Genomic DNA, 24,428 nt, shown 5'->3' with positions numbered 1-24,428 from the left:
GACTGCTAAATTAATAATTTTTTCTCTACTCATTATTCTCACCTACACTTAACTGTGCAATTATACTACCAACTGCACGTAATTACAATCATTTTACTAAGGAATCTTTAAATCTGTATAAAAATTGTTTAACCAATATAGTATAGCATATTAATATTTAAAAATAATTAAAAATAAAAGGGTTCATTAGTAAAAATAAATTGCTTTTACTACTCATATCTTGTAAAATAAACATTGGTGATAAAGATGAAAATGGTAAAGAGAAGAAGAAGAGTAAGAGTTGGACGTCTGTTGCTTCTGATACTTGGATGTCTGTTATGTGTATTGTTGCTGATAGGCGGAGCCTTTGCGATAAAAAATCTGTTTAAGAAAGATATTATAGCGGCTGAATTTGCAAATCCGAAGATGGAAGTCAAGCTGGAGGATGATTCCATCGACAATCAGGTATATGAGGAAAAAGATGATGCTTCCGATGAAATGCTGATCTATGCCTTGCATCTGCCAGTCTTTTCAAACAGCTCTGCCCAGCAGGAATTAGATGCATTCGTAGAAGAAATCAAGGCTGAAAAAGCGAAAGCGACCCATATTGATTATGAAAGCAACAGCGCATTTTCACAATATAAGAGCTATGTCATCACTGCGACGACTTATGCTGATATGGATGGCTTGAATCCGATCGAACCACAAACGACAAAGCAGCTTTATATCAGCTTTGATCAGGATGAATTGATCGATATAGAGGACTGTATCCGAATGAAAGCCATACGTCAGCTGGCAAAGGATCATGGATGTGAAACAGAGAATGTCTTATTAAAGAAAATTACGGAAAACGGGCTTGTTTTAAGTGTGAATGGCGAAGATGTAAATTTTGGCTATGATGAAAACAATACAAGTTTTGTCATGGATAATAAGAATATACCAAGCATTTTAAAATATGATAAGATCGAAGTCAAAGACAGAGAGATCGATCCGAATAAGCCAATGGTTGCTTTTACCTTTGATGACGGACCGGCTCCCGGAAATACAGAGCGTATCCTTAAGGCTTTGGAAAAGGTCGGCGGCAGAGCGACATTCTTTGAATTGGGTTATTTGATGGAAACATATCCTGATACCGTAAGAGAGGTCGTGGAGAGTGGCAGTGAGGTTGGTTCACATTCCTATGATCATACTTATGACTGGATGAATGGAATGACGCTTGAGGAAGCTGTGGCTGATTTAGATAAGGTAGATGATATCTTCTTTTCGCTTACAGGACAAGATATTTCACTGTTCCGTCCTCCTTTTGGAGCAAGCATCAAATCATTGAGCGATACGATCACGGAGAAAATTGTTTATTGGGATGTAGATACAAGAGATTGGGAAAGCAAGAATACGGAAAAGGTCATCGAGATGTGTAAGAAATATACATATGATGGTGCTATCGTTTTGTTCCATGATATTCATGCGACAACGATTCCGGCAGTTGAACAGTTGATCGAATATTATGATTCGCAAGGGTATCAGTTTGTGACGGTCAGTGAATTATATGCTATTAAAGGAAAATAAGGGTTGTCATTTGACAACCTTTTGTATATTCTTTTTTCTTTTTTCATACAGTATAGGGGAGGACTGTTATGAAAACGATGAATGTTGAAAAGAGAATTTTGACGGAAGAAAAAATAGACCAGCTTTTAAATTTGAATGCGCAGGAAAATCTGAGGATCCAGGATGAGCATGACGGTAAAAGGTGTATCGGTTATGTTGATTTGAAAGGGCAGTATATGCGTGAGGGCGTTATTTTTGATTTCCATGAATTGATTGAGTGTGATATTTTTGCGCCGATCTATAAGTGTACGGATGATACGTTTAAGGTAACGCTTGCGGATGTGAATGGGGTCGTTGATGAAGGTATTTTAGTGAATCTGACTTTTGATATCGAAGGCTTGAATGAGGAGGATCAGATGACCTATGAGGATGAAGAATTGGATTTGATGGGGCTGGAGGATCTTTTTGAAGAGAATGAAAATCTTTATACGAATTGTACGCTGATCATTGCGAAGACGAATGATACCTATGAAACGATCGCACAACGTTTTAATGTTGCGGCAGACGAGCTGAGAAGGGCAAATAATGATATTGAAATCAAGCCTAAACAGTGTATTTTGATACCGAAGGGTTGAAAATTCAAAAAAATTTTGTTATCATGTGATAAATGCGATGAAGAGAAGGATTTATTTGGATTTGTATAGAGAGCTTTGGGCTGGTGGAACAAGGTCAATGAAGAATAAATTGTAGTCTTGGAGCTGTCTTTCTGAGCTGAGTAAGAGAGAACGTTGCTTGCGTTAAAAGATCAAGGCACAGTTTGTGCGAATAAAGGTGGTACCACGTTAAGCGTCCTTTGGGGCGCTTTTTCTTGTTTAGGAGGGGTGAGATGGGAAAGAGGATTTTTCTAAGAAATATGAAAAAGGAAGATGAACAGGATCTTTTTGAGATTTTTTTCGATCCCTTTTCGACAAGGTACTGGATCGGGCGATGTACGACGAAAGATGAGCTGAAGAGAATGCTGAGGGTCGAATATTTCTCTTATTCCAAGCGAGGCTTATCTCCGCCTCAGGTCATCGTTTTAGATCATCGAGTCATTGGAGTGGTCAACTTTAATGAGGAATTTGATGGTATTGGACGAATCGGCTTTATTCTCAATCGTCTGTATGAGCATCACGGTTATATGAAAGAAGCCTTGGAAATGTTTATCCGTGACGGATTTGAGAAATTAGGCTATCATCGTATCGAAGCGCTTGTATTTCATGACAATGAAAAAAGTGCCAGAACGCTTAAAAGCGTTGGCTTTACTTATGAGGGAACGATGCGCTCTTATCTGAGATATCAGGGAAAATTGATTGATATTGATTTATTCAGCAGGCTAAGGAGGGAACATGATGAAGAAAGAATTGTCAGCTAAATATGATCATCATAAGGTAGAACAAGATAAATATGAAACATGGTGCAAGAAGGGGTATTTTACGGCAGGGGATAAGTCAAAGGACCCGTTTTGTATCGTGATCCCACCACCAAATGTTACCGGTAAGCTGCATTTAGGTCATGCGTGGGATAATACGCTGCAGGATATCTTAGCACGTTATAAACGTTTGCAGGGATATGATGTCTTATGGGTACCGGGCATGGATCATGCCGGGATCGCAACGCAGGCCAAGGTTGATGCCCGTTTAAAAGATGAAGGAATCAGCCGGTATGATATTGGCCGTGAAAAGTTTTTAGAGCGGGCTTGGGAATGGAAAGAGGAGTATGCCTCCCACATACGTGAACAATGGGCCAAGCTGGGACTTTCTTTGGATTATACAAGGGAAAGATTTACGCTGGATGAAGGATTAAGCAAGGCGGTTCGCAAGATTTTTGTTGATTTATATAATGATGGTTTGATTTATCAGGGAGAGCGTATCATCAATTGGGATCCGCAGGCCCGTACAGCTTTATCAAACATTGAAGTCATACATAAGGAAATTGAGGGAGCCATGTATTACTTTAACTATGAAGTTGTGGAAACAAAGCAAAAGCTGGTCATTGCGACGACCCGTCCGGAAACGATGTTTGCCGATCAGGCTGTCTTTGTTCATCCGGATGATGAACGTTATAAGGATATCATCGGTATGCATGTCATCAATCCGGCCAATGGTGAAGTATTACCGATCATGGCGGATGACTATATTGACATGAGCTTTGGTACAGCGGTCATGAAATGTACACCGGCCCATGATCCAAATGACTTTTTATTGGCGAAAAAGTATCATCTGGCCATGCCGGTATGTATGAATGATGATGGTACGATGAATGAATTGGCACATAAGTATGCGGGCATGGATCGTTTTGAATGTCGAAAGGCACTGGTGGCTGATTTTGAAAAAGCAGGAGTTGTGGATCATATCGAAAAGCATATGCATCAGGTGGGTCATTCGGAAAGGACAGGTGTCATTGTTGAGCCGTATTTGTCTAAGCAGTGGTTTGTCAAGATGAAGCCGTTGGCCGATGCGGTGTTAAAAAATCAGGAAAATGAAGATACAAAGATTCATTTTACTCCTAAGCGTTTTGAACATACGTTCCAGCAGTGGCTGGAGAATATTGAGGACTGGTGCATTTCCAGACAGCTTTGGTGGGGCCATCGTATTCCTGCATGGTATCATAATGATACAAATGAGATCTATGTAGGTATCGAAGAACCGAAGGATATTGAAAACTGGCATCAGGATGAAGATGTTTTGGATACATGGTTCTCAAGTGCTTTATGGCCGTTTTCGACACTTGGATGGCCTGAGGAAACAGATGATTTTAAGCGTTATTATCCGAATGATACCCTGATTACCGGTTATGATATCATTTTCTTCTGGGTGGCCCGAATGGCGTTTCAGGCACAGTATGCAACACATTCAAGACCGTTTAAGGATGTTTTGATCCATGGCCTGATACGTGATGCACAGGGCAGGAAGATGTCGAAATCATTAGGTAATGGTGTGGATCCTTTAGATGTGATCGATCAGTATGGCTGTGATACGCTGCGCTTCTTTTTGACGACCAATTCAACTCCCGGACAGGATCTGCGTTTTATCAGCGAAAAGGTAGAAGCTAGCTGGAATTTTATCAATAAGATCTGGAATGCGGCCCGTTTTGCAAGTCTGTATATGGATGAGGATCTGAAGCTGGAAGATCTTGATTTAAGTGATGCCTCGATCGTTGATAAATGGATCTTAAAACGTTTTAATACGGTATTAAAATCGGTAACTTCCAATATGGATAAATATGAATTTGCACTGGTTGGCAATGAGCTTTACAACTTTATCTGGGATGATTTCTGCAGCTGGTACATTGAATTAAGCAAGGCGGCATTAAATGGTGAGGATGTAAAGGCGAAGAAGGCAGCGGTATCGACGCTTGTATCGGTATTGAGCGGCATCGTACGTCTGATTCATCCGTTCATGCCGTTTGTCAGCGAGGAAATCTATGGTATCCTGCCAAGAAAGCATGAATCAATCAATGAGGAAAGCTGGCCACAGCCGTTTGATGTTGATATGTCAGAAAGCGAAAGTGAAAAGATTTCTCAATTGATCACGATGATCCAGGCTGTGCGTGAGATCAAGACGCAATATCATTTAAAACCAAGCGCTCCGGTAGATGTCATGATCTGTGATGCAAAAGGTGAGCTGGTTTTAAGAAATGAAGAAATCGCATCGATATTAGATCGCATGTGCAAGGCAAACTGGCTGGATAAACGTGTTGAGGGTGAAACGGTTTCTCGTACGATCTTAAAGGGAACACTGGAAATTTTGCTGTCGGATATCATAAATGTCGATGAAGAGATTGCGAAATGTGAAAAGGAGCTTGAACGATTGACAAAGGAGATCAAGCGCTGTGAGGGTATGTTGAATAATCAGAATTTTATCAGCAAGGCTCCTGAAGCAAAGGTCAATGCGGAAAAAGAAAAGCTTAAGAATTATCGTGAGCAATACGAACTGACCGAGTCACAGCTTGTGAAATTAAAGGGTTAGAGAGGTAGTGATCCATCTTTTTGGCCTGTTGATCGTAAAAAACGATAATATATGAACGGAGTTAGGAGTCATATTTATGGAAGAGTATCATGCATTTGTAAATATTTTAAAAGAAGAGCTGGTTCCTGCCATGGGATGTACGGAACCGATTGCCTTGGCCTATTGTGCCAGCCTATGTGCCAAGGTATTAGGTGAAGAGGTTGTTCGTGTGAAAGCCTGTGTCAGCGGAAATATCATCAAGAATGTGAAAAGTGTGATCGTACCGAATACAGGCGGCTTAAAAGGTATAGAGGCAAGCATTGCAGCCGGAATCTGTGCAGGTGACAGCGATCTTGTCTTAGAAGTGATTTCAAAGGTCGGTGAAGAGGGAAAAAGAAAGATGCGTGAGTTTTTAAAGCGCGGCTGTATTGAAGTCACGCCGTTTAAGACGCGTGAAGCCTTAGATATCAAAATCGAATGTATAGGTGGGCATCACTGCTCAACAGTGCGTATTTCTCAAAGCCATACCCATGTCGTACTAGTTGAAAAGGATGGTGAGATCCTTTTTGAAGATCACGTCAAAGAAAAGAAAAAGAAAAGTGATCGCAGTATCTTAAGTGTTGAAAAGATCGTTCAATTTGCGAATGAAGTAAAGCTTGAGGATATAAGAGAAATATTGGAGCGTCAGATTCGTTATAATACGGCCATTGCCGAGGAAGGCTTAAAACATTCATACGGTGCGAATGTGGGCAAGCTGTTATTAGAAATTTACGGGGATGATGTAAAGATCAAGGCCCGTGCCTATGCGGCTGCCGGCAGTGATGCGAGGATGAGCGGCTGTGAGATGCCGGTCATCATCAATTCGGGAAGCGGCAATCAGGGAATGACAGCCTCTTTACCGGTCATCGTCTATGCGAAAGAGATGAATGTCGATGAAGAAAGGCTTTATCGCTCTTTAATCGTCAGCAATCTGATCACGATTCATTTAAAATCCGGGATCGGTCGTCTATCGGCGTATTGCGGTGCGGTCAGCGCGGGCTGCGGGGCCGGCTGTGGCATTGCCTATCTGAATGGCGGGGGCTATGAGCTGATCGCTCATACCCTTGTCAATGCGATTGCGATTGCCAGTGGTATTGTCTGTGACGGAGCCAAGCCTTCTTGTGCCAGCAAGATCGCAGTTGCTGTTGATGCCGGTATCATGGGCTATTATATGGCACTGAGGGGACAGGAGTTCAAAGATGGTGAAGGACTCGTATTAAAGGGTGTTGAAAATACAATTCGTAATATTTCACGTCTTTCTTCCAAGGGAATGAAAAAGACGGATCAGGAAATCATAGATATGATGTGTAAATGCTAGGAGGATATATGAATCAGAAATTTTTAGAAGAAATGTTAGATACATGTTCAGTCAGTGGTCATGAAATTGAATTGCAGAAAAAGGTCATTGACTATATGAAGGATGTCAGCGATGAGATCATGACGGATATGACGGGAAATGTCATCCAGGTGCTCAATCCCCACTCACCGCTCAAAGTATTATTGTGCGGACATATCGATGAGATCGGTTTTATCGTAACGAGCGTTCAGAGCGATGGTTCGTTGAAAGTGACCAATGCCGGTGGTGTACGTGCTGTTTTGTATTTAGGAACCCATGTACAGATCAAAACGAAAAAAGGAATTGTTCATGGTGTCGTGATCGTCAATTCATCTTTGATGAAGAAAACTGATCTGACCTGTGAAGATCTGACGATCGATATCGGTGCTTCTTCAAAAGAGGAGGCTTTACGGTATGTTGATGTCGGGGATTGTGTCTGTGCGTCTACCAGCTATAAATATCTGGTCAATGATCGTATGGCAGCCAGGGCGATGGATGATCGTATTGGTGCTTTCATCGTTTTGGAAGCTATTCGCAGGGCAAAAGAAAAGGGCTGTAAGATCGGTGCTTATGGAGCGACGACAGTAGGCGAAGAAACATCGATGCGTGGGGCTTTCTGGGCCAGCCAGAAAGTAAAGCCGACATGTGCTATTGCGATAGATGTGACTTATACCAGTGATTATGAAGGAGTCAGTGCTTCTGCGACAGGAGAGGTGGCTCTGGGAAAGGGTCCTGTTTTATGTCATAGCTCGATCGTAAATAAAAAGATGAATGAAATACTTGAAACATGTGCTAAAAAGCTGAACATTCATCTGCAGTATGAGATTGCCAGCGGACGTACAGGCACGGATGCAGATAACATTCATTTTACGAATGATGGGGTACCTGTGGCACTTGTTTCGATTCCGCTGCGTTATATGCACTCTTCAATAGAAACTTTATCTTTAAAAGATGTACAGGAAATCATTGATCTTTTGGCGGAGTTTTTATGTGCGTTTGATGAAACGGTGGAATTAGATCCATTTAAAGGATAAGATGGTTAAAATCATTGAAGATGTATTGGAAGTGTATGATTTTGCTTGTGAAATGAGCACTTCTGAAACAAGGAGATATCCAAGTTGTGATTCAAAGTTAAGAATTTGGCAGATGATTCAAAAGGGTCTTGAAAATGAACATGATTTTGTGCTCGCTGTCTTAGAAGGATGTGTGTCAGGGTGTTTGTTTTTTGCCACGAACCGGATGAACAGTATCTGGAAATGACATTGGGGTATGCGCTTCATAAAACTGTTTGGCAAGTGTTGATGGACTATCTGCATGAGCATTATCAAAAGTATGAACTTTATGTAATCTGTGCGAGTGAAAATGAAACGCTCAAAGAAGTTTTATATGAAGAAAAGGGCTTTTTTCAGAATGAACAGATTGAAATGAAACTTAACAAGCCTCATTTTAAAGAAACTCAGGTCATGGTTCATCCTATTGAAAAGAAAGATGAAGCGGCTTATATTGCGATGCATGTCCTTGATGGATGGTGGACGGCTTCGCGTGTACTGGAAAAGAAAGATCTGTTTCAGGTTTATATAGCTGAAGATGGAAATCAGGTCGTTGGCTATGTCGATGTTCATATCAAAGAAAAGAGTCATCATATCTTTGATCTGTATGTAAGTGAAGATCGGCGTGGCAAGGGAATTGGCAGGGCATTGATGCAGATGGTGATGAAAAACAGTGCTGAGGGTTTAACGCTTGAAGTTGACCGTGTTAATGAAACAGCTTATCATTTGTATAAAAATCTTGGTTTTGAAGAGGGTTTGAGAAAGACTTCCGTACTTGTAAAATGTTAGGGAAGCGTGGCTTCCCTCTTTTATTTGAAACCGTTATCATTTATAATAATGATGAGGTGAAAGCTATGACTCAATATATATGTGCCATCGATCAAGGTACGACAAGTACACGTGCCATTCTTTTTGATCAGGAGAGTCAGATGATCGCTGTGGCACAAAAGGAATGTGAAAATTATTATCCGAAGCCGGGATGGGTGGAACAAAATGCCAATCTCATCTATGCCAGCGTCATTTCGGTAATCAATGAAGTGGTGGCGAAAAGCAATATCCAGATGGGCGATATAGCGGCGATCGGTATTACGAATCAGCGTGAAACGACCGTTATATGGGATAAAAAGACGGGTCAGCCGGTTTCTTTTGCGATCATCTGGCAATCTCGCCAAAGTGATTCCTATTGTGTGGAAATGAAGGAAAAAGGCTATGAGGATTTTTTCTATAAAAAATGCGGGCTTGTCTTAGATCCATATTTCAGTGCTTCCAAGATCCGTTATATTTTGGATCATATTGAAAACGGACAGGAAAGAGCAGAGAATGGAGAACTTTTATTTGGAACGGTTGAAAGCTTTCTTATCTGGAAACTGACAGCCGGTAAGGTGCATGTCAGTGATGTTTCCAATGCTTCAAGGACGCTTTTAATGGATCTTGAAACATTAAACTGGGATGATGAATGTTGCCGCTTATGGAATATTCCAAAATGTATGCTTCCTGAAATCAGAGGAAATAGTGAGATCTATGGTTATACCGCAAAAGGACTTTTGGGAGATGTACAGATCCCGATAGCCTCTGCGATCGGTGATCAGCAGGCCGCTTTATTTGGACAGACCTGTTTTGAGTCGGGAAGTGTTAAAAATACTTATGGTACCGGCTGCTTTCTTTTGATGAATACTGCAGATAAGATCATTCACTCAAAGCATGGCCTTTTAAGCTGTGTCGGCTGGAAGCTTCAGGATGAGGTCAATTATGTGCTGGAGGGCAGCGTCTTTGTTGCCGGAGCGGCTGTTCAGTGGCTGAGAGATGGACTGCAGATCATTCGCACCTCTGCGGAAACCGATCATCGTGCACGTCAGGCTGGTGACAGTGAGGGCGTGATCGTCGTGCCTAGTTTTACAGGATTGGGTGCGCCTTATTGGAAGGCTCAGGTCAAAGGAGCTATTTTTGGATTGACGCGTGGAAGCAATCAGGAACATATCATACGGGCCACATTGGAATCTTTGGCTTATCAGACAAATGATGTCTTAAAGGCAATGTGTGAAGATTCACAGCTGAAGATCTCATCAATGCAGGTGGATGGCGGTGCCAGCAAGAATGATTTTCTGATGCAGTTTCAAAGCGATATTTCAAATACCGTGATACGGCGCTCTTTGATTTCGGAAACCACGGCTTTAGGAGCTGCTTATCTGGCCGGATTGGCTGTTGGTTATTGGAAAAGCAAGGAAGAAATTGCGAAGCAGCATTGCATCAAGGATCAGTTCGAACCGGATATGGATGAAGAAAAACGCCGTCAAAATCTGGCAAGATGGCAAAGAGCCGTTGAAAGTGTCATCTATTTTGGAGGATAGCATCATTTCGTGCTTCAATGATTGAAAATATCTTGACATTCAGAAGTACATTCTTTAGAATAAAATGAGTATAAGGAGGTGTAAATCATGAAAAAATTATCCGCATTATTATTAGCATTAGCTTTAGTTGGATGTTCTTCAAATACTGCCGAAACTAAATCTGCTTCTATTGAGTATCCTCTGGAATCCGGAGAAAAGATTTTAGTTGATGTTGAATTGGACGGCGAAGGTTTGATTTCAAAGATTTCTATCGATGAAACTTATAAGGATAAAGATGGAAATGAAACTACCAAGAAAGAGATGAAGGAAGACTACGGTATGAGTGCGATCGGTAAAGTAGAATGGTACAAGCAGATCGAATCACTTGAACAAAACCTGGTCGGTACTGACGGAAGCTTTGAGGTAGATGACGAAGGTCATGCAACAGATGAAGATATTCTGGCAGGATGTACAATTAGTCTGACAGATATCGAAAAGGCTGTTGAAGAAGCAGTGGCAGAAGCTAAATAGTTTGAAAAAGGAAACGGCGTTTCCTTTTTCTTTGAATTCATGTATAATATCTTCGGGAGTGAGCTATGAATAAGACAAAAAAAATGACTACTCTGGCTATGTGCATTGCTTTAGCGGTCATCTTCCATATGATCGAAAGTCAGATTCCGTTTCCTTCGCCGATTCCCGGTTATCACTTTGGGCTGGCGAATATTGTGGGTTTGGTCGTGCTGTATAAATTTGATGATAAAAAGATGATGTTGGTCAATCTTTTGCGTGTCGTGTTTGCCAGCATGCTGAGCGGGATGATTTTCAATTATGTATTTTGGATGTCGCTCTCTGGTGTCTGCTTATCGACTTTTTGTGCGATCGTGCTGAAAAAAATAAGTGGATTAAGCTGTGTGGGTATTTCAGTAGCAAGCTCTGTTGCTCACTGCATCGGACAGATCTTAGTGGCGCTTGTTTTATATAATCAGGCACTGATGATCACTTTTTTGCCATATCTGCTGTTCATGAGCATACCGACCGGTATCGTAACAGGCAGTATTGCGGTGATGGTATTAAAAAGGCTTAAGTAGGAGGTTGTATGGGAAAATATGTTTATCAGCCGAAAGGCGTTTGTTCAAAGCTGATGGAGTTTGAAATTGATCATGATACGATTCGTCAATTACAAGTCACAGGAGGCTGCAGCGGAAATCTGAGAGGTATTTCCAGCATTTTAAGAGGTAAGAGCATTGATGAGGTCATTGAAGCTTTCGATGGTATTCAATGTGGCAGCCGTCCGACGTCATGCCCGGATCAGATCGCTCAGGCATTGAAAAATTATAAGGCTCAGCAATAAGAGTCTTTTTTTATTTTCTTGAAATGTTTTCAAATCTTTGAAAATATTTCAAGAATTATGCTTGCAAAAACTTACAGATGGTGGTATATTATAATCAACTAAAGATATCACAACAAAAGCGCTATTGTTTTGTACCTCCTTGTTATTCCTAAACAATTGGTTGTGATATCTTTTTTTATATTCCGATATGATTTGCATATTGGAATGAAAGCTACAATTGTTGTTTAATCGAGGTGAGTATGTTATAATGTCTAGCATGAAACGTAAACATATAGTAGCTTTTATATTGATTTTAGTATTGGATCAACTGACAAAAATAGCAATTTCTTCGAATTTGCAGCTTTTTGAATCGATTGATGTCATATCCGGTTTCTTTTCGATCACGTATGTACGAAATACAGGAGCCGCTTGGAGCATCATGGAAGGCGGAAGCATGGTCATTTTTTATCTGATTACGATCGTTGCTTTGGTGATCATGATTTCCTATTATCGCAGTGCTGAATGTGATGATCTTGGCAGATGGGGATTGGTGATGATGATGGGCGGTACGCTTGGAAATTTTCTTGATCGGTTACGTCTGCAGTATGTCGTTGATTTTTTTGCTTTTAATATTTTTGGATATGATTTTCCGGTTTTTAATGTTGCCGATATATTTCTTTGTCTGGGTGTCGGTGTTTTAGTGTTGTCTTTTATCTTAGAAGGTGTGAAAAAAACATGAAGCATAGTGAATATATAGTAAGTGCGGAAGATGCGAATGAAAGAGTGGATAAGGTAGCGGCCAGGCTTGAGGATGTGAGCCGCAGCTATATCCAGAATCTTATCTTGGATGAGTGCGTCTTGCTGAATGGGATCCCTTGCCGGGCAAATACCCGAGTTAAAGAAAATGATCATCTTGAATTAAACTATGATGATCAAATAGAGTTAGAAACACAACCGCAGAATATTGATCTGGATATCCGTTATGAAGATCAGGATGTCATCGTCATCAATAAGCCAAAGGGAATGATCGTTCATCCTACGCTTGCCAATCAGAAGGATACGCTTGTTAATGCACTTTTGTATCATTGTAAGGATCTTTCCGGTATCAATGGTGTTTTGCGTCCGGGAATCGTTCATCGCATCGACAAGGATACGACAGGTCTGCTTATCGTTGCGAAAAATGATAAGGCCCATCTTTCCTTAGCTGAACAATTAAAGACAAAGACGGTTTCACGTCTTTATTATGCCTTGGTGCATGGTGTGATGGAGCATGATTACGGAACGATCGATGCGCCGATCGGACGTGATCCCAAGGATCGTCAGAAAATGTGCGTAACAGCAAAAAACTCAAAGGAAGCTGTGACTCATTTTAAGGTCATCGAGCGTTTTAAAAAATATACTTTGGTTGAATGTTCCCTTGAAACGGGACGTACGCATCAGATTCGTGTACATATGCAATATATCGGTCATCCTGTTATGGGTGATCCTAAATATTCTTATCGAAAGACAAGAGAATGCGGTGGACAGATGCTGCATGCGCATCAGTTGACCTTTGTTCATCCTTCCACGCATGAAAAGGTGGTTGTTGAGGCTCCTTTGCCAAAGCAATTTGTAGACATATTGGATGAATTAAGAAGTGAGGAGGACTAGCATGGAAGAAAAACAGGTTTATGGTCTTCAGCTGCTGACGTTTTTAGTCAACAAATATGATTATCAGATCGTTAATATCAAAGGATTGCCGACACAAGATTACTGGCTGGTCAATCTGAAACAGAAATATCCGCTCATCTGCATAACAAATGAGCTTTATACAGAATCAAATATTCATGAAAGCATCTTTGGACAGGTATATCGGGCGATTCTGTCTACCTTTACGATTTCTGTGAAATGTCTGATCTTAAATACGAATCATCAGAGCAGTCGTTTTGAGCATCAGCAGATCGTGCAGATTCCGATTCTTGAGGATATGCCGGTTGATAGCTCTTTGCTTGAAACATTCGAGGGAATCGATCATGTTGTCCGCAAGGTAAAAAATGTTTCGCAGGAGAAGCGTCATCTGACAAAGATCCTGCAGCAGAAGGCTCGCAGTCAGTATTATTCTTCTTTAAAAGAGAGAAATCTGCTGCCTAAGGTTACTTTTGCTTTTATGGTCATCTGTGTCGTAGTGTTCCTGCTCATTAATTTTTTAGCTTTTATTCCGGGAGATGAGGTCACGGCAGCCATCATGGCAGGTGCTTATTACAAGATGAATGTGATCGGTGCTTTTGAATATTGGCGATTATTGACCAGTGGTTTCGTTCATATCGATATGTGGCATCTTTTGATGAATATGATCGCTTTGATGAATCTTGGACCTGTGATCGAAAGAAGACTGAAAAGAAGCCAGTATATCATCACCATGCTGGTGTCGATCATCGTTGGCAATTTATTTGTTCTGATCGGTGACGGAAATACGGTAACGGTAGGTATCAGTGGCGGCTTGTTTGGTCTTCTGGGTGTTTATAGCGTCATCCTTTTCAGTGAAGGCGGTTATAAGAATCCACGTGTTTTAAGCAGTTATATTTCGACGCTTGTCATCAATATCTTTATTTCTATGATGCCGAACATTTCCTTGCTGGGTCATCTTGGCGGATTTATCAGCGGATTGGCACTGGGAATCTGCTTCTCTAATCAAAGCAAGCTGAAAACGTTCAAGCGTCATGTTTCGATCTCCTTTGGAGCTGTTTTGATCGCTTGCTGTGCGTGCATTCCGTTCGTATCGCGTATTACGCCGGTTTATGCCGGAACCGATGCCCGCATCATTTATACTGCCGAGCAGCTGCATCTTGATTTTTATGCGAATTATCTGTTGGACCGTTATGATGCACAGATGGCTTCTCAGGGTGAAGATGGATATAAGGAGCTTTTGACACAGCAGATCGTTCAGGAAAGGCAGGGAAGAGAATGAAACGTAAGGATGTTTTATCATGGGATGATTATTTTATGGGACTGGCACATCTGTCAGCCATGCGTTCTAAGGATCCTTCAACACAGGTAGGAGCTGCGATCGTAAATCCGCAGCACCGCGTGATCGGAATCGGTTATAACGGATTTCCTTTTGGCTGTGATGATGACGTTTTTCCATGGGCTCGCGAAGGAAAGAGCAATGATACGAAATATCCTTATGTCGTTCATGCGGAATTAAATGCGATCCTGAACTGTTCCCAGAGCTGTCGCGGCTGTACGTTGTATGTGTCTTTATTTCCATGCAATGAATGTGCGAAGGCCATCATTCAGAGCGGAATAGCGAAGATCGTATATGAATCAGATAAATATGCTGATACAGATAATGTCATTGCCAGTAAAAAGATGCTGGCAGCTGCAGGGGTGGAGCTGGTTCAGCTGGATCATCGTGTCGAAATCGATGTGAAAATTAAATGATAAATAAGATGATGCCGTGAGCGTTTTGATTCTCACGGCATTTTCTTAAAGTCATTTTTTTAATCTGGCAGTGTTTTTAAAATGCATCTTAGCGATTTTAGATAGCTCGTCATAGCCATATCTTTCAAGAAAAGATGCTGCGAAACGATCGACCTCTTCGCCGGCACCCTTGGGAATCGTACATTGATAATGTTCTTCCATCTTATCCCAGACGCATAAAAAAGCATAACGGGCGATCATGCTGGCTGCCGCAACACTGAGGTATTTGCTTTCAGCCTTCGTTTCAAAGATGAGATCATGGATGACAAGAGGCTCATGTTGAAGATAGCGATAATACAGCTCTTTTGGCGCAAACTGATCGACGATGCATCTTTGAGGAAGGAAGCCGGCCTTCTTTTTAAGATGAATATAGGCCTGATTATGTAATTTTGCTTTTATTTGGTTCATATTATGAGTAGTATGAACACGGTTATATTTGACATTGTCTAAGATCAGCAAGGAGTGGGTCAGCTGTTTCATGAGCAAGGGGGCTTTTTGACGTATTTTTTCATCATTGAGCTGTTTGCTGTCATTGACCTGCAGCTCTTTTAAAAAGGGGATGTCCTCTTTCCTGACCAAGACAGCACAGACGCTTACGGGTCCAAAATAGTCGCCGGTTCCGACCTCATCGCTTCCGGCTTCATCATCACCCAAGGTGTTCACGAGATAAAGGGAGGCGTTTTGTCCCTGATAAACAACCTTCTTTGAATCATAAACAGTGATTGTACAATCCTGCAGCCTGATTTGAAAAAGGGCATAGGGTATTTTTTTATCTGAAATAAAATTCTGATATTTTTCTTTTAGCTGTTGAATTTGAAGCTCATTGAGCTTTTCTGTATAAGTTTCCATGTTGTTATTTTAACACATATTTGCATTCGTTGGATAGATGCTTTAAAATAGAAACGAGGTGATTTTATGGTTTTTTCGGATTTGATGATTCAGCTGGTTGATCCATTGCTGCTTATATTATTGATACTGCTTGTTTTTTTAGGATATAGAAAAGGTTTTCTTTCAAAGCTTTTAAGCTGTTTTTCTTTTGTGGTGGTCGTCATTTTAGGATGGTATCTGGCTCCTTCCTTCTCAAAGGTATTTCATATCCTTCCAAAAAGCTATGCACCTTTTCAGGATACGCCGCTGGCAGGGTTCTTTTACAGCTATGCCAACCAGATCCTGATTTTTGTGGTAATCGTGATCTTGGCTTCCTTGATCATCTTTTTATTGAAGCCGATTGCGCTTTTATTTAGAGAATTGCCTCTCATTTCTTTTGCCAATGCTCTTTTTGGAGCTTTGTTTGGTGTCGTGGAAATGTTTTTGCTTTGTTTTGTATTATTGTTTGTCCTTCATACGCCCATGGTTCAAAATGGAAATGAGGTCATTGAAAAAACCTTCTTTCATCATATTGAAGCACTTCAGGAAAGGGTCTTTACATATGGAAGTGAAGTAATACAAGATTTTGATATCATGTCTGATTCGCTTGTTGACCAGGCAAATCTGCAGGAATTAAAAAAGCTGTTAAGCGAGCATGGTTATAGTGATGAAGAAATTCAGGATTTTATAGAAAAGTTAGGGTATTCACATGAATGATGTATTAGAATTAGAAAGAATCAAAAAAAAGATTGCTGATCATACGCAGTTTTCATTAGGGGCTTCGCTGGTAATGGATACCGTGCCGAGCTATGAAAGGCTGAAGATCAAGACTGAGCTTGAACGGACCGCGGAAGCGATCGAGATCTTGCGGAAAAATGAGGATCCTCCTTTTGGAGGCATTTATGATATTCGTGAAGCTGTTGATGTCGCCATGAAAGATGGATCTTGCAATTGCCGTGAGCTGATGCAATGTGCCGCTCTGATGCGGGGATGTCAGAATATGCGTCGCTATCTGCATGAAAGTGGTGCCGGGGTGCTTGATGAGCTGGGGGATTCACTGATGATCGATCTGCATCTGAGTGAAAGGATCGAGTCTTGTATTTCAAGCAGCTATGAGCTGTATGATCATGCATCTGTGCAATTAAAAAGCATTCGCCGTTCGATTGCTGCCGTTACGGGAGATATTGCTGCACAGACGGCTCGTTTTATTCAGGCAAATGCCTCAAAGCTGACAGATACGATTACAACGATGCGCAATGATCGTGTTTGTGTTTTAGTCAAAAATTCCGAAAAGAATAGTGTCCGCGGTTTTATCCACGGGGAAAGTGCGTCCGGTGCCACGGTCTATATAGAACCGGAGGTCCTCTTACAGCTGAATAATCGTTTGCAGGCGTTGAAAAGCAGTGAAGAAGAGGAAATGAAGCGGATTTTATTTGAATTGTCACAGCAGGTAAAAAAATGCGGGGATGCATTGATTGCCAATTGTGAAACATTGGCACTTTTGGATTGTATCTTTGCGAAGGCTCGCTATGCCCATGAAATCCAAGGCTGTGTAGCTACTTTGAATGATGAACGGCATATCTATATGAAAAATGCCCGGCATCCGCTCATCGACCCTAAAAAAGTGGTTGCGAATACGTATGAGATGAAAGATCATTCAATTCTTCTGATTACCGGAAGCAATACGGGTGGAAAAAGCGTTACGTTAAAAACGATAGGTCTTTTCGTCCTGATGAGCTATTGCGGCTTTCCTGTCAGTGCCGATGAGGTAACGATTCCGAAGTTTGATGATATTTTTATTGACATCGGTGATGAACAGTCAATCGAGCAATCCTTGTCAACATTCAGTGCCCATATATCCAAGCTGGCCATGATCACCCATAAGGTCAGTGAGCATTCTCTTGTCATTCTTGATGAGCTGGGCAGCGGTACCGATCCTAAAGAAGGAGAGGCATTGGCGATTGCGATCCTGGATGATCTGAGAAAGAAAAAATGCATGGTGCTGGCAACGACCCATTACTCAAAATTAAAATCGGCTTCAGGAAAATGGCCGGAGGTCTTATGCAGCAGTGTTGAATTTGATATGGAAAAGATGCGTCCGACCTATCGGTATATCGAAGGTATGAGCGGACAGTCCAATGCTCTTTCGATTGCGGCTCATTTTGGACTTGATCCGCATATCCTTGAAGAGGCTCGTCAGATCAAGGAAGTAAATGAAACAGAAGATGAAAAGCTGATGGTCAAGCTCAATGAGCTTGTGAATGAAAATTTACAGATGAAGGAAAAGCTTCAGCATCAGAGTGAAGCTTTGAAAGAAAGGGAAGCACATCTTTTAGAAAAAGAAAAGAAATTTGAGGCCAGGCAGGAGGAAATGCTGACAGCTGCCCGGCAAAGAGCACAGGAAATCGTCGAAGAAGCAAAAGAAAAAAGTGATGAGATCCTCTCAGAAATGCGTTCTAAGGCAGATGCCAAGGTGCATGAGCTTTTAGAGATCCGCTCTCAGCTCAATGATCTGGTAGAAGAAAAAGAAAAAGCAGGCAGTGATGAAGTGTTCCACATCGGTGATCCGGTGATGATCAAACGTTATAATTACTATGGTGAGGTTTTAGAGGTAAAACCGAAATATCTTTTGGTTTATGCCAATGGCATGAAGATGAAGCTGGATCCATCGGATTGCACGCATACACAGAAAAAGAAAGAAAAAACTAAAAATAAAAAGGCATCTGTTTCTTCAAAGACCCATGCCCGTGCTTCGATGGAATGCAATGTCATCGGTGAAAGGGTAGTCGATGCTTTGAGTATCGTTGATAAATTTTTAGATACGGCCATTGCCCATTCGCTTTCAACTGTCAGGATCATCCATGGTGTTGGCAGCGGTGCTTTAAGAACGGCTATCTGGGAGTATCTAAAGAAAAATAAATATGTGGATAGCTGGCGTATCGGCGGTGAGGGTGAAGGCGGTACGGGTGCTACGGTCGTAACCCTAAAGGGAGGTCATCATGGCAAGTGATAAGATCAAACAGAAGCTGGAGCTTCTTCCTTTAAAACCGGGCTGCTATCTCATGAAGAATAAAGAAGGCGAGATCATCTATGTCGGTAAGGCCATTAAACTGAAAAATCGCGTTCATTCTTATTTCGTAGGTTCTCATAACTATAAGACGACCAAGCTGGTTTCACAGATCGATGATTTTGAAACGATCGTTACTTCCAGTGAAAAGGAGGCTTTGCTGCTGGAATTTAATCTTATCAAGCAGTATCGTCCCCGCTTCAATATCATGTTCATGGATGACAAAAGCTATCCTTATCTGAAATTGACCAAGGATCATGCTCCGGCATTAAGCGTGGTACGTAATATCAAGGATAAAAAGGCAGAGTATTTCGGACCGTTTCCAGATTCTTCGGCTGCCTATCAGACAAAGGATCTGTTGAATCGTTTATTTCCTTTGCGGAAATGTCAGCATTTGCCGAAAAAGGTCTGCCTTTATTACCATATCCATGAATGCTTAGGATATTGTGAAAAGAAGATCGATGAAGATGTCAGGGAAGATATGATCAAAAAAATCAGACGGTTCCTTAAGGGAGATACCGCTGATATCCTTCATCAGCTAACCGGTGAAATGAATGAGGCAAGCGAAGCGTTGAATTTTGAAAAGGCAAAGGAGAAACATGACCTGATCGAAGCAATCAAGCATGTTACCCAGCAGCAGAAGGTACAATTCAAGGATCGTAAGAACCGTGATGTTTTTGCTTATTATGAGGAATATGGTTATATTTCGATCCAGAATTTTATTCTTCATGACGGTAAGATCTTGAATCGTTCGCTTTCTGTGCAATCGTTAGTGGAGGATGCGCAAACCACGTTTATGAGCTTTATCGTTCAATATTATGAAAAAAATATATTGCCGGATGAGATCCTTCTGCCCTATGAGCTGAACATTGAAGGAATTGAAGAGGTTCTTGATACAAAGATCGTCCAGCCTAAACAGGGAAATAAAAAGCAATTGGTGGACATGGTGAAAGAAAACGCCAAAAAGACGCTTCATGAACAGATCGAAACGCTTCAGCGGGATGAAAACCGTAAATCACAGGCCATGAAGGAGCTTTCTGATTTTTTCAATACAGAAATCCATACGATTGAGATGATCGATAATTCACATATTTCAGGAGCCTTTAACTGCAGCGGTGTCGTGGTATTTAAGGATGGCGAACCGTCAAAGGCGGATTACAGGCTGTATCGTTTAGATGAATATCGAAGTGATATGGATTCAATGAAAGAGGTCCTTTATCGTCGTTATTATCGAAAGCTGATGGAAAAACAGCCGATGAGCGATCTTTTGATCGTTGATGGCGGATGGCAGCAGATCGAAGCGGCAAAAGAAGTATTGGATTCTTTGGGAATCGATATCCTGTTAGCAGGACTTGTGAAGGATGATAAGCATCGTACAAGCTCTTTGTTAGATAAGAATGGAGAAGTTATCGAAGTAAAAAAAGATTGTCCGCTTTTCTTCTTTTTGACAAATTTACAGGATGAGGTCCACCGCTATGCCATTACCTATCATCGCAAGCTGCGCAGCAAGGCGATGAACAAGAGCATCTTAGATGATATTGAAGGGATCGGTGAGGTGCGTAAGAAGCAAATCTGGAAAAAATACAAGACGATCAAAAACCTGCGGCAAGCGACCTTAGAGGAGCTGAAAGAATTCCTTCCAACAAGCGTTGCTGAAAATGTGCTGGAGCTTGTTGGGCAAAAAACCTTAGACAATCATTGATTTGTGCATACTATGGTTTAAAGGAGGAATCTTACGCAAAAAATTTGTACTCCTCGTGAAAACGAAGTTTTTCAGTATCTTTTGAAAAACTATTCTACAAAAGAAATTGCCTATAAAATGAATATCAGCGATAAAACGGTGCGCAATCACATTTCAAATGTAATTTTAAAGCTGAATGTGAGCTCACGGACGCAGGCTGTGCTGGAGCTTTTGCGCCACCGGCAGATCGAACTTGATGAATAGGGGGCTTCCCCCTTTTCTTTTATTTACTTTTATAAGTGAACTTGTTATAATCTAACAAGAGGTGACTTTCATGAGAGTGAAAAGAGGTCTTTTTATCGGTGCACTTCTGGCATTATTTTTATGTTGCTTTCATATCATGAATCAACATTATGATGAGCTTTCACGATATCAGTATGCCGATGATGAGAATCGAAAGCTGATACTGGAATATATGACAACAGAAGATATCAATTATTTGATCGATCGGCAATATAAACCCGAAGAATTTCTTGAATATCTGGGCATGCCTCATTTTGATATTCGTTATGTGGATTGGTACAATTACGCAAAAGGTGTTGGCGGAATGGACGATGCTTCTATTCTGGAGCTTGTCGATACGATGAAGGATCAGATGAGTTATTCTACCTTTAAGGTCTATTGCAGCAATTACTCACTGACACAATTAAAAAGCTTCTATTTGGAAGAGAATGCTTTTGTACATGATCAGACATTGATCAGCAATCCTTCTTCGGTTACGAATAAAATAGAAAAGAATATGACGCTGTTTACCTATGAACCTAAAGATTTGGTGGAAGTCAGCGGAATCCCGATCGTGAATCAGATGCAGGGAAAAGAAACGATCCAGCTTTCACAAAATGCAGCAAAAGAGCTTGTCAGCATGTGCAATGCAGCCTTTGAGATCAATGAAAAGACCTGTGGCAATATGGTGGTAACGACCGGCTATATATCCTTTGATACACAGGAGCAGCTGTATGAAGAAGCACTGCTGACATATGGTATCGATGATGTTTTTGCGCATGTTGATTATCCGGGCCAGTCGGTCTATCAGTTGGGCAATGTCGTGCGCTTGGTGGTCGCATCGGTCGAAACGACAGAACTGCAGGAAACAGAGATTTCGCCACAGCAGTTATGGCTGATCGAACATGCACATGAATATGGCTTTGAATTTGTCAATGATCCTGCTCGTCCTTTGGAGGAATTTATCCTCCAGTACCATGAAGAACTGAAAAAAAGCAATGAAGAAGGAGATGAAGCACAATGATCACAACCATCGGCTGCTGTGATTCGGGACTGGGCGGCATGCTGGTCGTAAAAGCGCTGAAAGAGGCGTATCCTGATTTAAATATCGTATTTATTGCTGATCAAAGCAATGTTCCCTATGGTGAAAAAAGCGTGGAGGATCTAAGCAGATATGCCCGTGCTTTCTTAGATCGGTTCAGAAAGATGGGAATCCATGAGGTCGTCATTGCCTGCAATACCTTATGTGCCAATGTCATCGGCGATATTCAAGAGGAATATGAAGACCTTCATATCTTTAATATCATCGAACCTACCTGCCGGCAGCTGGCAGGTCACGGGTATCAGAAGATCAATGTGCTGGCGACGCCTAAAACAGTGGAAAGACATGCCTATCAAAAAGCTTTGGGCATTTTTTGCCCGGAGGCTGAGGTTCATGAAATTCCGGCAGCAAAGCTGGTACCTGTCATTGAAGATGGCTGTGACCCGCTGCTTCTTAAAAAAGCAGTGGAAGGCTATGTGACCGAGAAAGCGGATGCATGGGTTCTTGGCTGTACACATTTTCCGCTTATAAGACCTTATCTTGAAGGAAAAGGAGAAATCTTTGATTCCAATCAGGCAATTGTTGATCTTTTTAAGGATGAACAGATCAACGGAGAAGGTAGAGTTGAAATTTATACTACGAAGGATCCGGATAAGATGAAAAAAAGCATTCAAACCCTTTTGAAATGTGAATATGATGTAAAAGCAATCACTCTTGACTCATGAGTGATTTTTTTCTTCTTCTTTTGAGGGCTTAAGCATAAGATACAATGAGGTGGAGTATGAAAAAGATCAGACTTGTATGCACATATGCAATAGCCTTTATCTGTATTATGGCGGCGATTTCGCTTCCAAAAAACGAGATCGAGGTTTTTAAAAGCACGACTCATGACATGGAGGATAAAATTCTTATTTATATGATGAATGAAGAGAATCAGCTGGTGCCTGTTACGCTGAATTATCAGAAAAGTGATTCTGATTGTGAAAGCATTCTTCAGCTTTTTCAACTGATGAAGCATGAGATCGGGTCATATGATCTGAAAGCACTGATTCCTGTATCAATCCAATGTCTGGGTGTTGCCATTCAGGATAAGCTTGTCCAACTGAATTTTAATGAAGCATTTTTCACGATGAGCTCTCAAATCGAGCTGCGTGTGATCGAAGCGATCGTGAGCAGTATCGTACAATTGGATGAAAGCTATCAGGTAGAATTTTTAGTTAATCAGAAGCCAATTGAAAAAATGCCGTTAAGCGCACTTCCGATGCAGACTTTTGATTATACGCTGGGCGTCAATAATTTCAGCCTTGACACTTCCCAGCTCCATCAAAGCGTATCGCGTTCAATCATCGAATTGCATGAGGATGAAGAAAGCCATTATTATATGGTTATGACACGCCGTTATCCATCCTCACAAAGCCTATTGGATTTTGTCAATGAGGTCGTGGATCAGACCTCATTGAGTCTTGAATGCCAACGAATAGAAATTGAAGAGGATCGTGTAGCACTTCATTTGAATGAAGCGTTTTTGGCAGAGGAGGATGTTGTTGAAGCAAGGGTTGTTCTGCCTCTTTTATATACATTAAAAATGAATCAGATCGGCAGCAGTTTCTTGCTTTATGTAAATGATGAACAGGTATGGATGGAAGGAAGCTCTCAATATGATTTGACTTTTGAGGATTTAAATTTAAATATATTTGAAGAATGAGGAAGATTATGTTAAAGTAATGCTGGTGATGATATGAAGATAATATTAATGAGTGATTCTCATGGCAGGAATCATTTGATTGATGAAATCATGGAAAGACATAAAGATGCCGATGCTTTTCTGCATTGCGGAGATATTGAATGTGATGAGCGTGCCTATCCGAATATGCGTATCGTACGCGGCAATAATGATTACTATGCTGATTTTCCTGAAAAGATGAAGTTGAGGATCGGTCCTTTTCGGGTACTGATGCTTCATTCACATCTGTGCTATTCCAGGGATCGTTTGTCTTATTTAAGCAGGCTGGCAAAGGAGGAAGGCTGTGATACTGTTTTTTTCGGCCATACGCATGTTGCCTGTGATAAAGTGGTGAATGGCGTTCGTCTGATCAATCCCGGAAGCTTGTATTATTCACGTGATGGCCGTCCGATTTCCTATTGTATAATAACGGTAGATACAGAAATGCAGGTTGAGTTTAAATTCGCACCTTTTCAATGAGGTGTCTTTTATTTGCCAAGAAAAGGTGTTTATGATATATTATGGAAAGTCAGGTGGGTTATGAGCAATTATTATATAGAATGTATAGAAGAAATTGATGAACTGATGAGCTCCGGCAGCTATGAAGCAGCAGCAAACAAGATCAGGGAAGAGTTGTCAATGCCTTATATACCCATGGATTTTGAAGAAAAGCTGCATGCTTATGAAAAAGAGCTATTGATGCACGAAGCACA

Annotated in this window: 25 protein-coding genes and 1 other annotated feature; of the genes, 24 read left to right on the top strand and 1 reads right to left on the bottom strand. The window is 41.2% G+C overall.

What is annotated here, in order from left to right:
* Positions 1 to 246: 246 nt before the first annotated feature.
* The 16 genes from Q0K35_RS01060 to Q0K35_RS00985 all read left to right on the top strand — a co-directional run bounded on the left by Q0K35_RS01060 (position 247) and on the right by Q0K35_RS00985 (position 15,014).
* Entirely contained in the window at positions 247 to 1,545 is a 1,299-nt protein-coding gene (locus tag Q0K35_RS01060; protein WP_294560801.1) for a polysaccharide deacetylase family protein, read from the top strand.
* 68 nt (positions 1,546 to 1,613) lie between these two features.
* A complete protein-coding gene (locus Q0K35_RS01055; RefSeq protein WP_294560799.1) occupies positions 1,614 to 2,159 on the top strand; it encodes a LysM domain-containing protein in 546 nt (181 codons plus the stop codon).
* A 28-nt stretch (positions 2,160 to 2,187) separates the two neighbouring features.
* Positions 2,188 to 2,381 (top strand) — a binding site (T-box leader).
* Positions 2,382 to 2,410: 29 nt separating this feature from the next.
* On the top strand, positions 2,411 to 2,938 hold the full coding sequence (locus tag Q0K35_RS01050; RefSeq protein WP_294560797.1) for a GNAT family protein: 528 nt from the start codon (positions 2,411 to 2,413) through the stop codon (positions 2,936 to 2,938).
* Positions 2,916 to 5,534: a valine--tRNA ligase gene (locus tag Q0K35_RS01045; protein ID WP_294560807.1), complete on the top strand. Its 2,619-nt coding sequence runs from the start codon at positions 2,916 to 2,918 to the stop codon at positions 5,532 to 5,534. The genes Q0K35_RS01050 and Q0K35_RS01045 overlap by 23 nt, the downstream gene beginning before the upstream one ends.
* Before the next feature lie 76 nt (positions 5,535 to 5,610).
* Positions 5,611 to 6,870 (top strand): L-serine ammonia-lyase, iron-sulfur-dependent, subunit alpha, encoded by a 1,260-nt coding sequence (locus Q0K35_RS01040; RefSeq protein WP_294560795.1) that lies wholly within the window; start codon positions 5,611 to 5,613, stop codon positions 6,868 to 6,870.
* Positions 6,871 to 6,878: 8 nt separating this feature from the next.
* Positions 6,879 to 7,922: a M42 family peptidase gene (locus Q0K35_RS01035; protein WP_294560793.1), complete on the top strand. Its 1,044-nt coding sequence runs from the start codon at positions 6,879 to 6,881 to the stop codon at positions 7,920 to 7,922.
* A 1-nt stretch (position 7,923) separates the two neighbouring features.
* A complete protein-coding gene (locus tag Q0K35_RS01030; protein WP_294560791.1) occupies positions 7,924 to 8,148 on the top strand; it encodes a hypothetical protein in 225 nt (74 codons plus the stop codon).
* On the top strand, positions 8,103 to 8,726 hold the full coding sequence (locus tag Q0K35_RS01025; RefSeq protein ID WP_294560789.1) for a GNAT family N-acetyltransferase: 624 nt from the start codon (positions 8,103 to 8,105) through the stop codon (positions 8,724 to 8,726). Before Q0K35_RS01030 ends, Q0K35_RS01025 begins: the two co-directional genes overlap by 46 nt.
* A 65-nt stretch (positions 8,727 to 8,791) precedes the next feature.
* Positions 8,792 to 10,285 (top strand): glycerol kinase GlpK, encoded by a 1,494-nt coding sequence (gene glpK, locus Q0K35_RS01020; RefSeq protein ID WP_294560787.1) that lies wholly within the window; start codon positions 8,792 to 8,794, stop codon positions 10,283 to 10,285.
* 87 nt (positions 10,286 to 10,372) lie between these two features.
* The gene (locus Q0K35_RS01015; protein ID WP_294560784.1) at positions 10,373 to 10,795 is read left to right on the top strand and encodes an FMN-binding protein; all 423 of its coding nucleotides are present in this window, start codon (positions 10,373 to 10,375) and stop codon (positions 10,793 to 10,795) included.
* A 65-nt stretch (positions 10,796 to 10,860) separates the two neighbouring features.
* Positions 10,861 to 11,352 (top strand): Gx transporter family protein, encoded by a 492-nt coding sequence (locus Q0K35_RS01010; RefSeq protein ID WP_294560782.1) that lies wholly within the window; start codon positions 10,861 to 10,863, stop codon positions 11,350 to 11,352.
* Between the two features lie 8 nt (positions 11,353 to 11,360).
* Positions 11,361 to 11,615 carry a TIGR03905 family TSCPD domain-containing protein gene (locus Q0K35_RS01005; RefSeq protein ID WP_294560780.1) on the top strand — a complete coding sequence of 85 codons (255 nt, stop codon included), beginning with the start codon at positions 11,361 to 11,363 and terminating at the stop codon, positions 11,613 to 11,615.
* Between the two features lie 247 nt (positions 11,616 to 11,862).
* Complete coding sequence (gene lspA, locus Q0K35_RS01000) at positions 11,863 to 12,333, top strand: signal peptidase II (RefSeq protein ID WP_365936203.1); 471 nt, start codon at positions 11,863 to 11,865, stop codon at positions 12,331 to 12,333.
* Positions 12,330 to 13,244, top strand: a complete 915-nt coding sequence (locus Q0K35_RS00995; RefSeq protein ID WP_294560778.1) for an RluA family pseudouridine synthase — start codon at positions 12,330 to 12,332, stop codon at positions 13,242 to 13,244. The genes lspA and Q0K35_RS00995 overlap by 4 nt, the downstream gene beginning before the upstream one ends.
* A 1-nt stretch (position 13,245) precedes the next feature.
* Positions 13,246 to 14,541, top strand: a complete 1,296-nt coding sequence (locus tag Q0K35_RS00990; RefSeq protein WP_294560775.1) for a rhomboid family intramembrane serine protease — start codon at positions 13,246 to 13,248, stop codon at positions 14,539 to 14,541.
* Complete coding sequence (locus Q0K35_RS00985) at positions 14,538 to 15,014, top strand: dCMP deaminase family protein (RefSeq protein WP_294560773.1); 477 nt, start codon at positions 14,538 to 14,540, stop codon at positions 15,012 to 15,014. Before Q0K35_RS00990 ends, Q0K35_RS00985 begins: the two co-directional genes overlap by 4 nt.
* A 51-nt stretch (positions 15,015 to 15,065) precedes the next feature.
* Here the strand turns inward: Q0K35_RS00985 and rnhC are convergent, their stop codons facing one another.
* Positions 15,066 to 15,902, bottom strand: a complete 837-nt coding sequence (gene rnhC, locus Q0K35_RS00980; protein WP_294560771.1) for a ribonuclease HIII — start codon at positions 15,900 to 15,902, stop codon at positions 15,066 to 15,068.
* 66 nt (positions 15,903 to 15,968) lie between these two features.
* On the opposite strand from rnhC, the gene Q0K35_RS00975 reads away from it, so the two are divergent.
* The 8 genes from Q0K35_RS00975 (at position 15,969) to Q0K35_RS00940 (ending at position 24,195) form a co-directional block, all read left to right on the top strand.
* A complete protein-coding gene (locus Q0K35_RS00975) occupies positions 15,969 to 16,637 on the top strand; it encodes a CvpA family protein (RefSeq protein ID WP_294560769.1) in 669 nt (222 codons plus the stop codon).
* Positions 16,630 to 18,930: an endonuclease MutS2 gene (locus Q0K35_RS00970; RefSeq protein ID WP_294560767.1), complete on the top strand. Its 2,301-nt coding sequence runs from the start codon at positions 16,630 to 16,632 to the stop codon at positions 18,928 to 18,930. The genes Q0K35_RS00975 and Q0K35_RS00970 overlap by 8 nt, the downstream gene beginning before the upstream one ends.
* Positions 18,920 to 20,689, top strand: coding sequence for an excinuclease ABC subunit UvrC (gene uvrC / locus Q0K35_RS00965; RefSeq protein ID WP_294560764.1), 1,770 nt, complete (start codon positions 18,920 to 18,922; stop codon positions 20,687 to 20,689). The genes Q0K35_RS00970 and uvrC overlap by 11 nt, the downstream gene beginning before the upstream one ends.
* A gap of 42 nt (positions 20,690 to 20,731) precedes the next feature.
* On the top strand, positions 20,732 to 20,932 hold the full coding sequence (locus tag Q0K35_RS00960) for a LuxR C-terminal-related transcriptional regulator (protein WP_294560803.1): 201 nt from the start codon (positions 20,732 to 20,734) through the stop codon (positions 20,930 to 20,932).
* A 70-nt stretch (positions 20,933 to 21,002) separates the two neighbouring features.
* Entirely contained in the window at positions 21,003 to 21,974 is a 972-nt protein-coding gene (locus Q0K35_RS00955) for a D-alanyl-D-alanine carboxypeptidase family protein (protein WP_294560762.1), read from the top strand.
* The gene (locus tag Q0K35_RS00950; RefSeq protein ID WP_294560760.1) at positions 21,971 to 22,717 is read left to right on the top strand and encodes an aspartate/glutamate racemase family protein; all 747 of its coding nucleotides are present in this window, start codon (positions 21,971 to 21,973) and stop codon (positions 22,715 to 22,717) included. Before Q0K35_RS00955 ends, Q0K35_RS00950 begins: the two co-directional genes overlap by 4 nt.
* 56 nt (positions 22,718 to 22,773) lie before the next feature.
* Positions 22,774 to 23,697 (top strand): GerMN domain-containing protein, encoded by a 924-nt coding sequence (locus Q0K35_RS00945; protein WP_294560758.1) that lies wholly within the window; start codon positions 22,774 to 22,776, stop codon positions 23,695 to 23,697.
* A gap of 33 nt (positions 23,698 to 23,730) precedes the next feature.
* Positions 23,731 to 24,195 (top strand): metallophosphoesterase, encoded by a 465-nt coding sequence (locus Q0K35_RS00940; RefSeq protein WP_294560756.1) that lies wholly within the window; start codon positions 23,731 to 23,733, stop codon positions 24,193 to 24,195.
* Positions 24,196 to 24,428 lie beyond the last annotated feature (233 nt).

The sequence above is a fragment of the uncultured Traorella sp. genome (assembly GCF_944327115.1).
GTDB lineage: Bacteria > Bacillota_I > Bacilli_A > Erysipelotrichales > Erysipelotrichaceae > Traorella.
The sequence above is the reverse complement of the archived record's forward strand: the minus strand, read 5'-3'. Positions and strand labels throughout refer to the sequence as shown.

Coding starts and splice junctions, on each gene's coding strand:
- Q0K35_RS01060 (WP_294560801.1), top strand. CDS start 247: ATGAAAATGGTAAAGAGAAGAAGAAGAGTAAGAGTTGGACGTCTGTTG.
- Q0K35_RS01055 (WP_294560799.1), top strand. CDS start 1,614: ATGAAAACGATGAATGTTGAAAAGAGAATTTTGACGGAAGAAAAAATA.
- Q0K35_RS01050 (WP_294560797.1), top strand. CDS start 2,411: ATGGGAAAGAGGATTTTTCTAAGAAATATGAAAAAGGAAGATGAACAG.
- Q0K35_RS01045 (WP_294560807.1), top strand. CDS start 2,916: ATGAAGAAAGAATTGTCAGCTAAATATGATCATCATAAGGTAGAACAA.
- Q0K35_RS01040 (WP_294560795.1), top strand. CDS start 5,611: ATGGAAGAGTATCATGCATTTGTAAATATTTTAAAAGAAGAGCTGGTT.
- Q0K35_RS01035 (WP_294560793.1), top strand. CDS start 6,879: ATGAATCAGAAATTTTTAGAAGAAATGTTAGATACATGTTCAGTCAGT.
- Q0K35_RS01030 (WP_294560791.1), top strand. CDS start 7,924: ATGGTTAAAATCATTGAAGATGTATTGGAAGTGTATGATTTTGCTTGT.
- glpK (WP_294560787.1), top strand. CDS start 8,792: ATGACTCAATATATATGTGCCATCGATCAAGGTACGACAAGTACACGT.
- Q0K35_RS01015 (WP_294560784.1), top strand. CDS start 10,373: ATGAAAAAATTATCCGCATTATTATTAGCATTAGCTTTAGTTGGATGT.
- Q0K35_RS01010 (WP_294560782.1), top strand. CDS start 10,861: ATGAATAAGACAAAAAAAATGACTACTCTGGCTATGTGCATTGCTTTA.
- Q0K35_RS01005 (WP_294560780.1), top strand. CDS start 11,361: ATGGGAAAATATGTTTATCAGCCGAAAGGCGTTTGTTCAAAGCTGATG.
- lspA (WP_365936203.1), top strand. CDS start 11,863: ATGTCTAGCATGAAACGTAAACATATAGTAGCTTTTATATTGATTTTA.
- Q0K35_RS00995 (WP_294560778.1), top strand. CDS start 12,330: ATGAAGCATAGTGAATATATAGTAAGTGCGGAAGATGCGAATGAAAGA.
- Q0K35_RS00990 (WP_294560775.1), top strand. CDS start 13,246: ATGGAAGAAAAACAGGTTTATGGTCTTCAGCTGCTGACGTTTTTAGTC.
- Q0K35_RS00985 (WP_294560773.1), top strand. CDS start 14,538: ATGAAACGTAAGGATGTTTTATCATGGGATGATTATTTTATGGGACTG.
- rnhC (WP_294560771.1), bottom strand. CDS start 15,902: ATGGAAACTTATACAGAAAAGCTCAATGAGCTTCAAATTCAACAGCTA.
- Q0K35_RS00975 (WP_294560769.1), top strand. CDS start 15,969: ATGGTTTTTTCGGATTTGATGATTCAGCTGGTTGATCCATTGCTGCTT.
- Q0K35_RS00970 (WP_294560767.1), top strand. CDS start 16,630: ATGAATGATGTATTAGAATTAGAAAGAATCAAAAAAAAGATTGCTGAT.
- uvrC (WP_294560764.1), top strand. CDS start 18,920: ATGGCAAGTGATAAGATCAAACAGAAGCTGGAGCTTCTTCCTTTAAAA.
- Q0K35_RS00955 (WP_294560762.1), top strand. CDS start 21,003: ATGAGAGTGAAAAGAGGTCTTTTTATCGGTGCACTTCTGGCATTATTT.
- Q0K35_RS00950 (WP_294560760.1), top strand. CDS start 21,971: ATGATCACAACCATCGGCTGCTGTGATTCGGGACTGGGCGGCATGCTG.
- Q0K35_RS00945 (WP_294560758.1), top strand. CDS start 22,774: ATGAAAAAGATCAGACTTGTATGCACATATGCAATAGCCTTTATCTGT.
- Q0K35_RS00940 (WP_294560756.1), top strand. CDS start 23,731: ATGAAGATAATATTAATGAGTGATTCTCATGGCAGGAATCATTTGATT.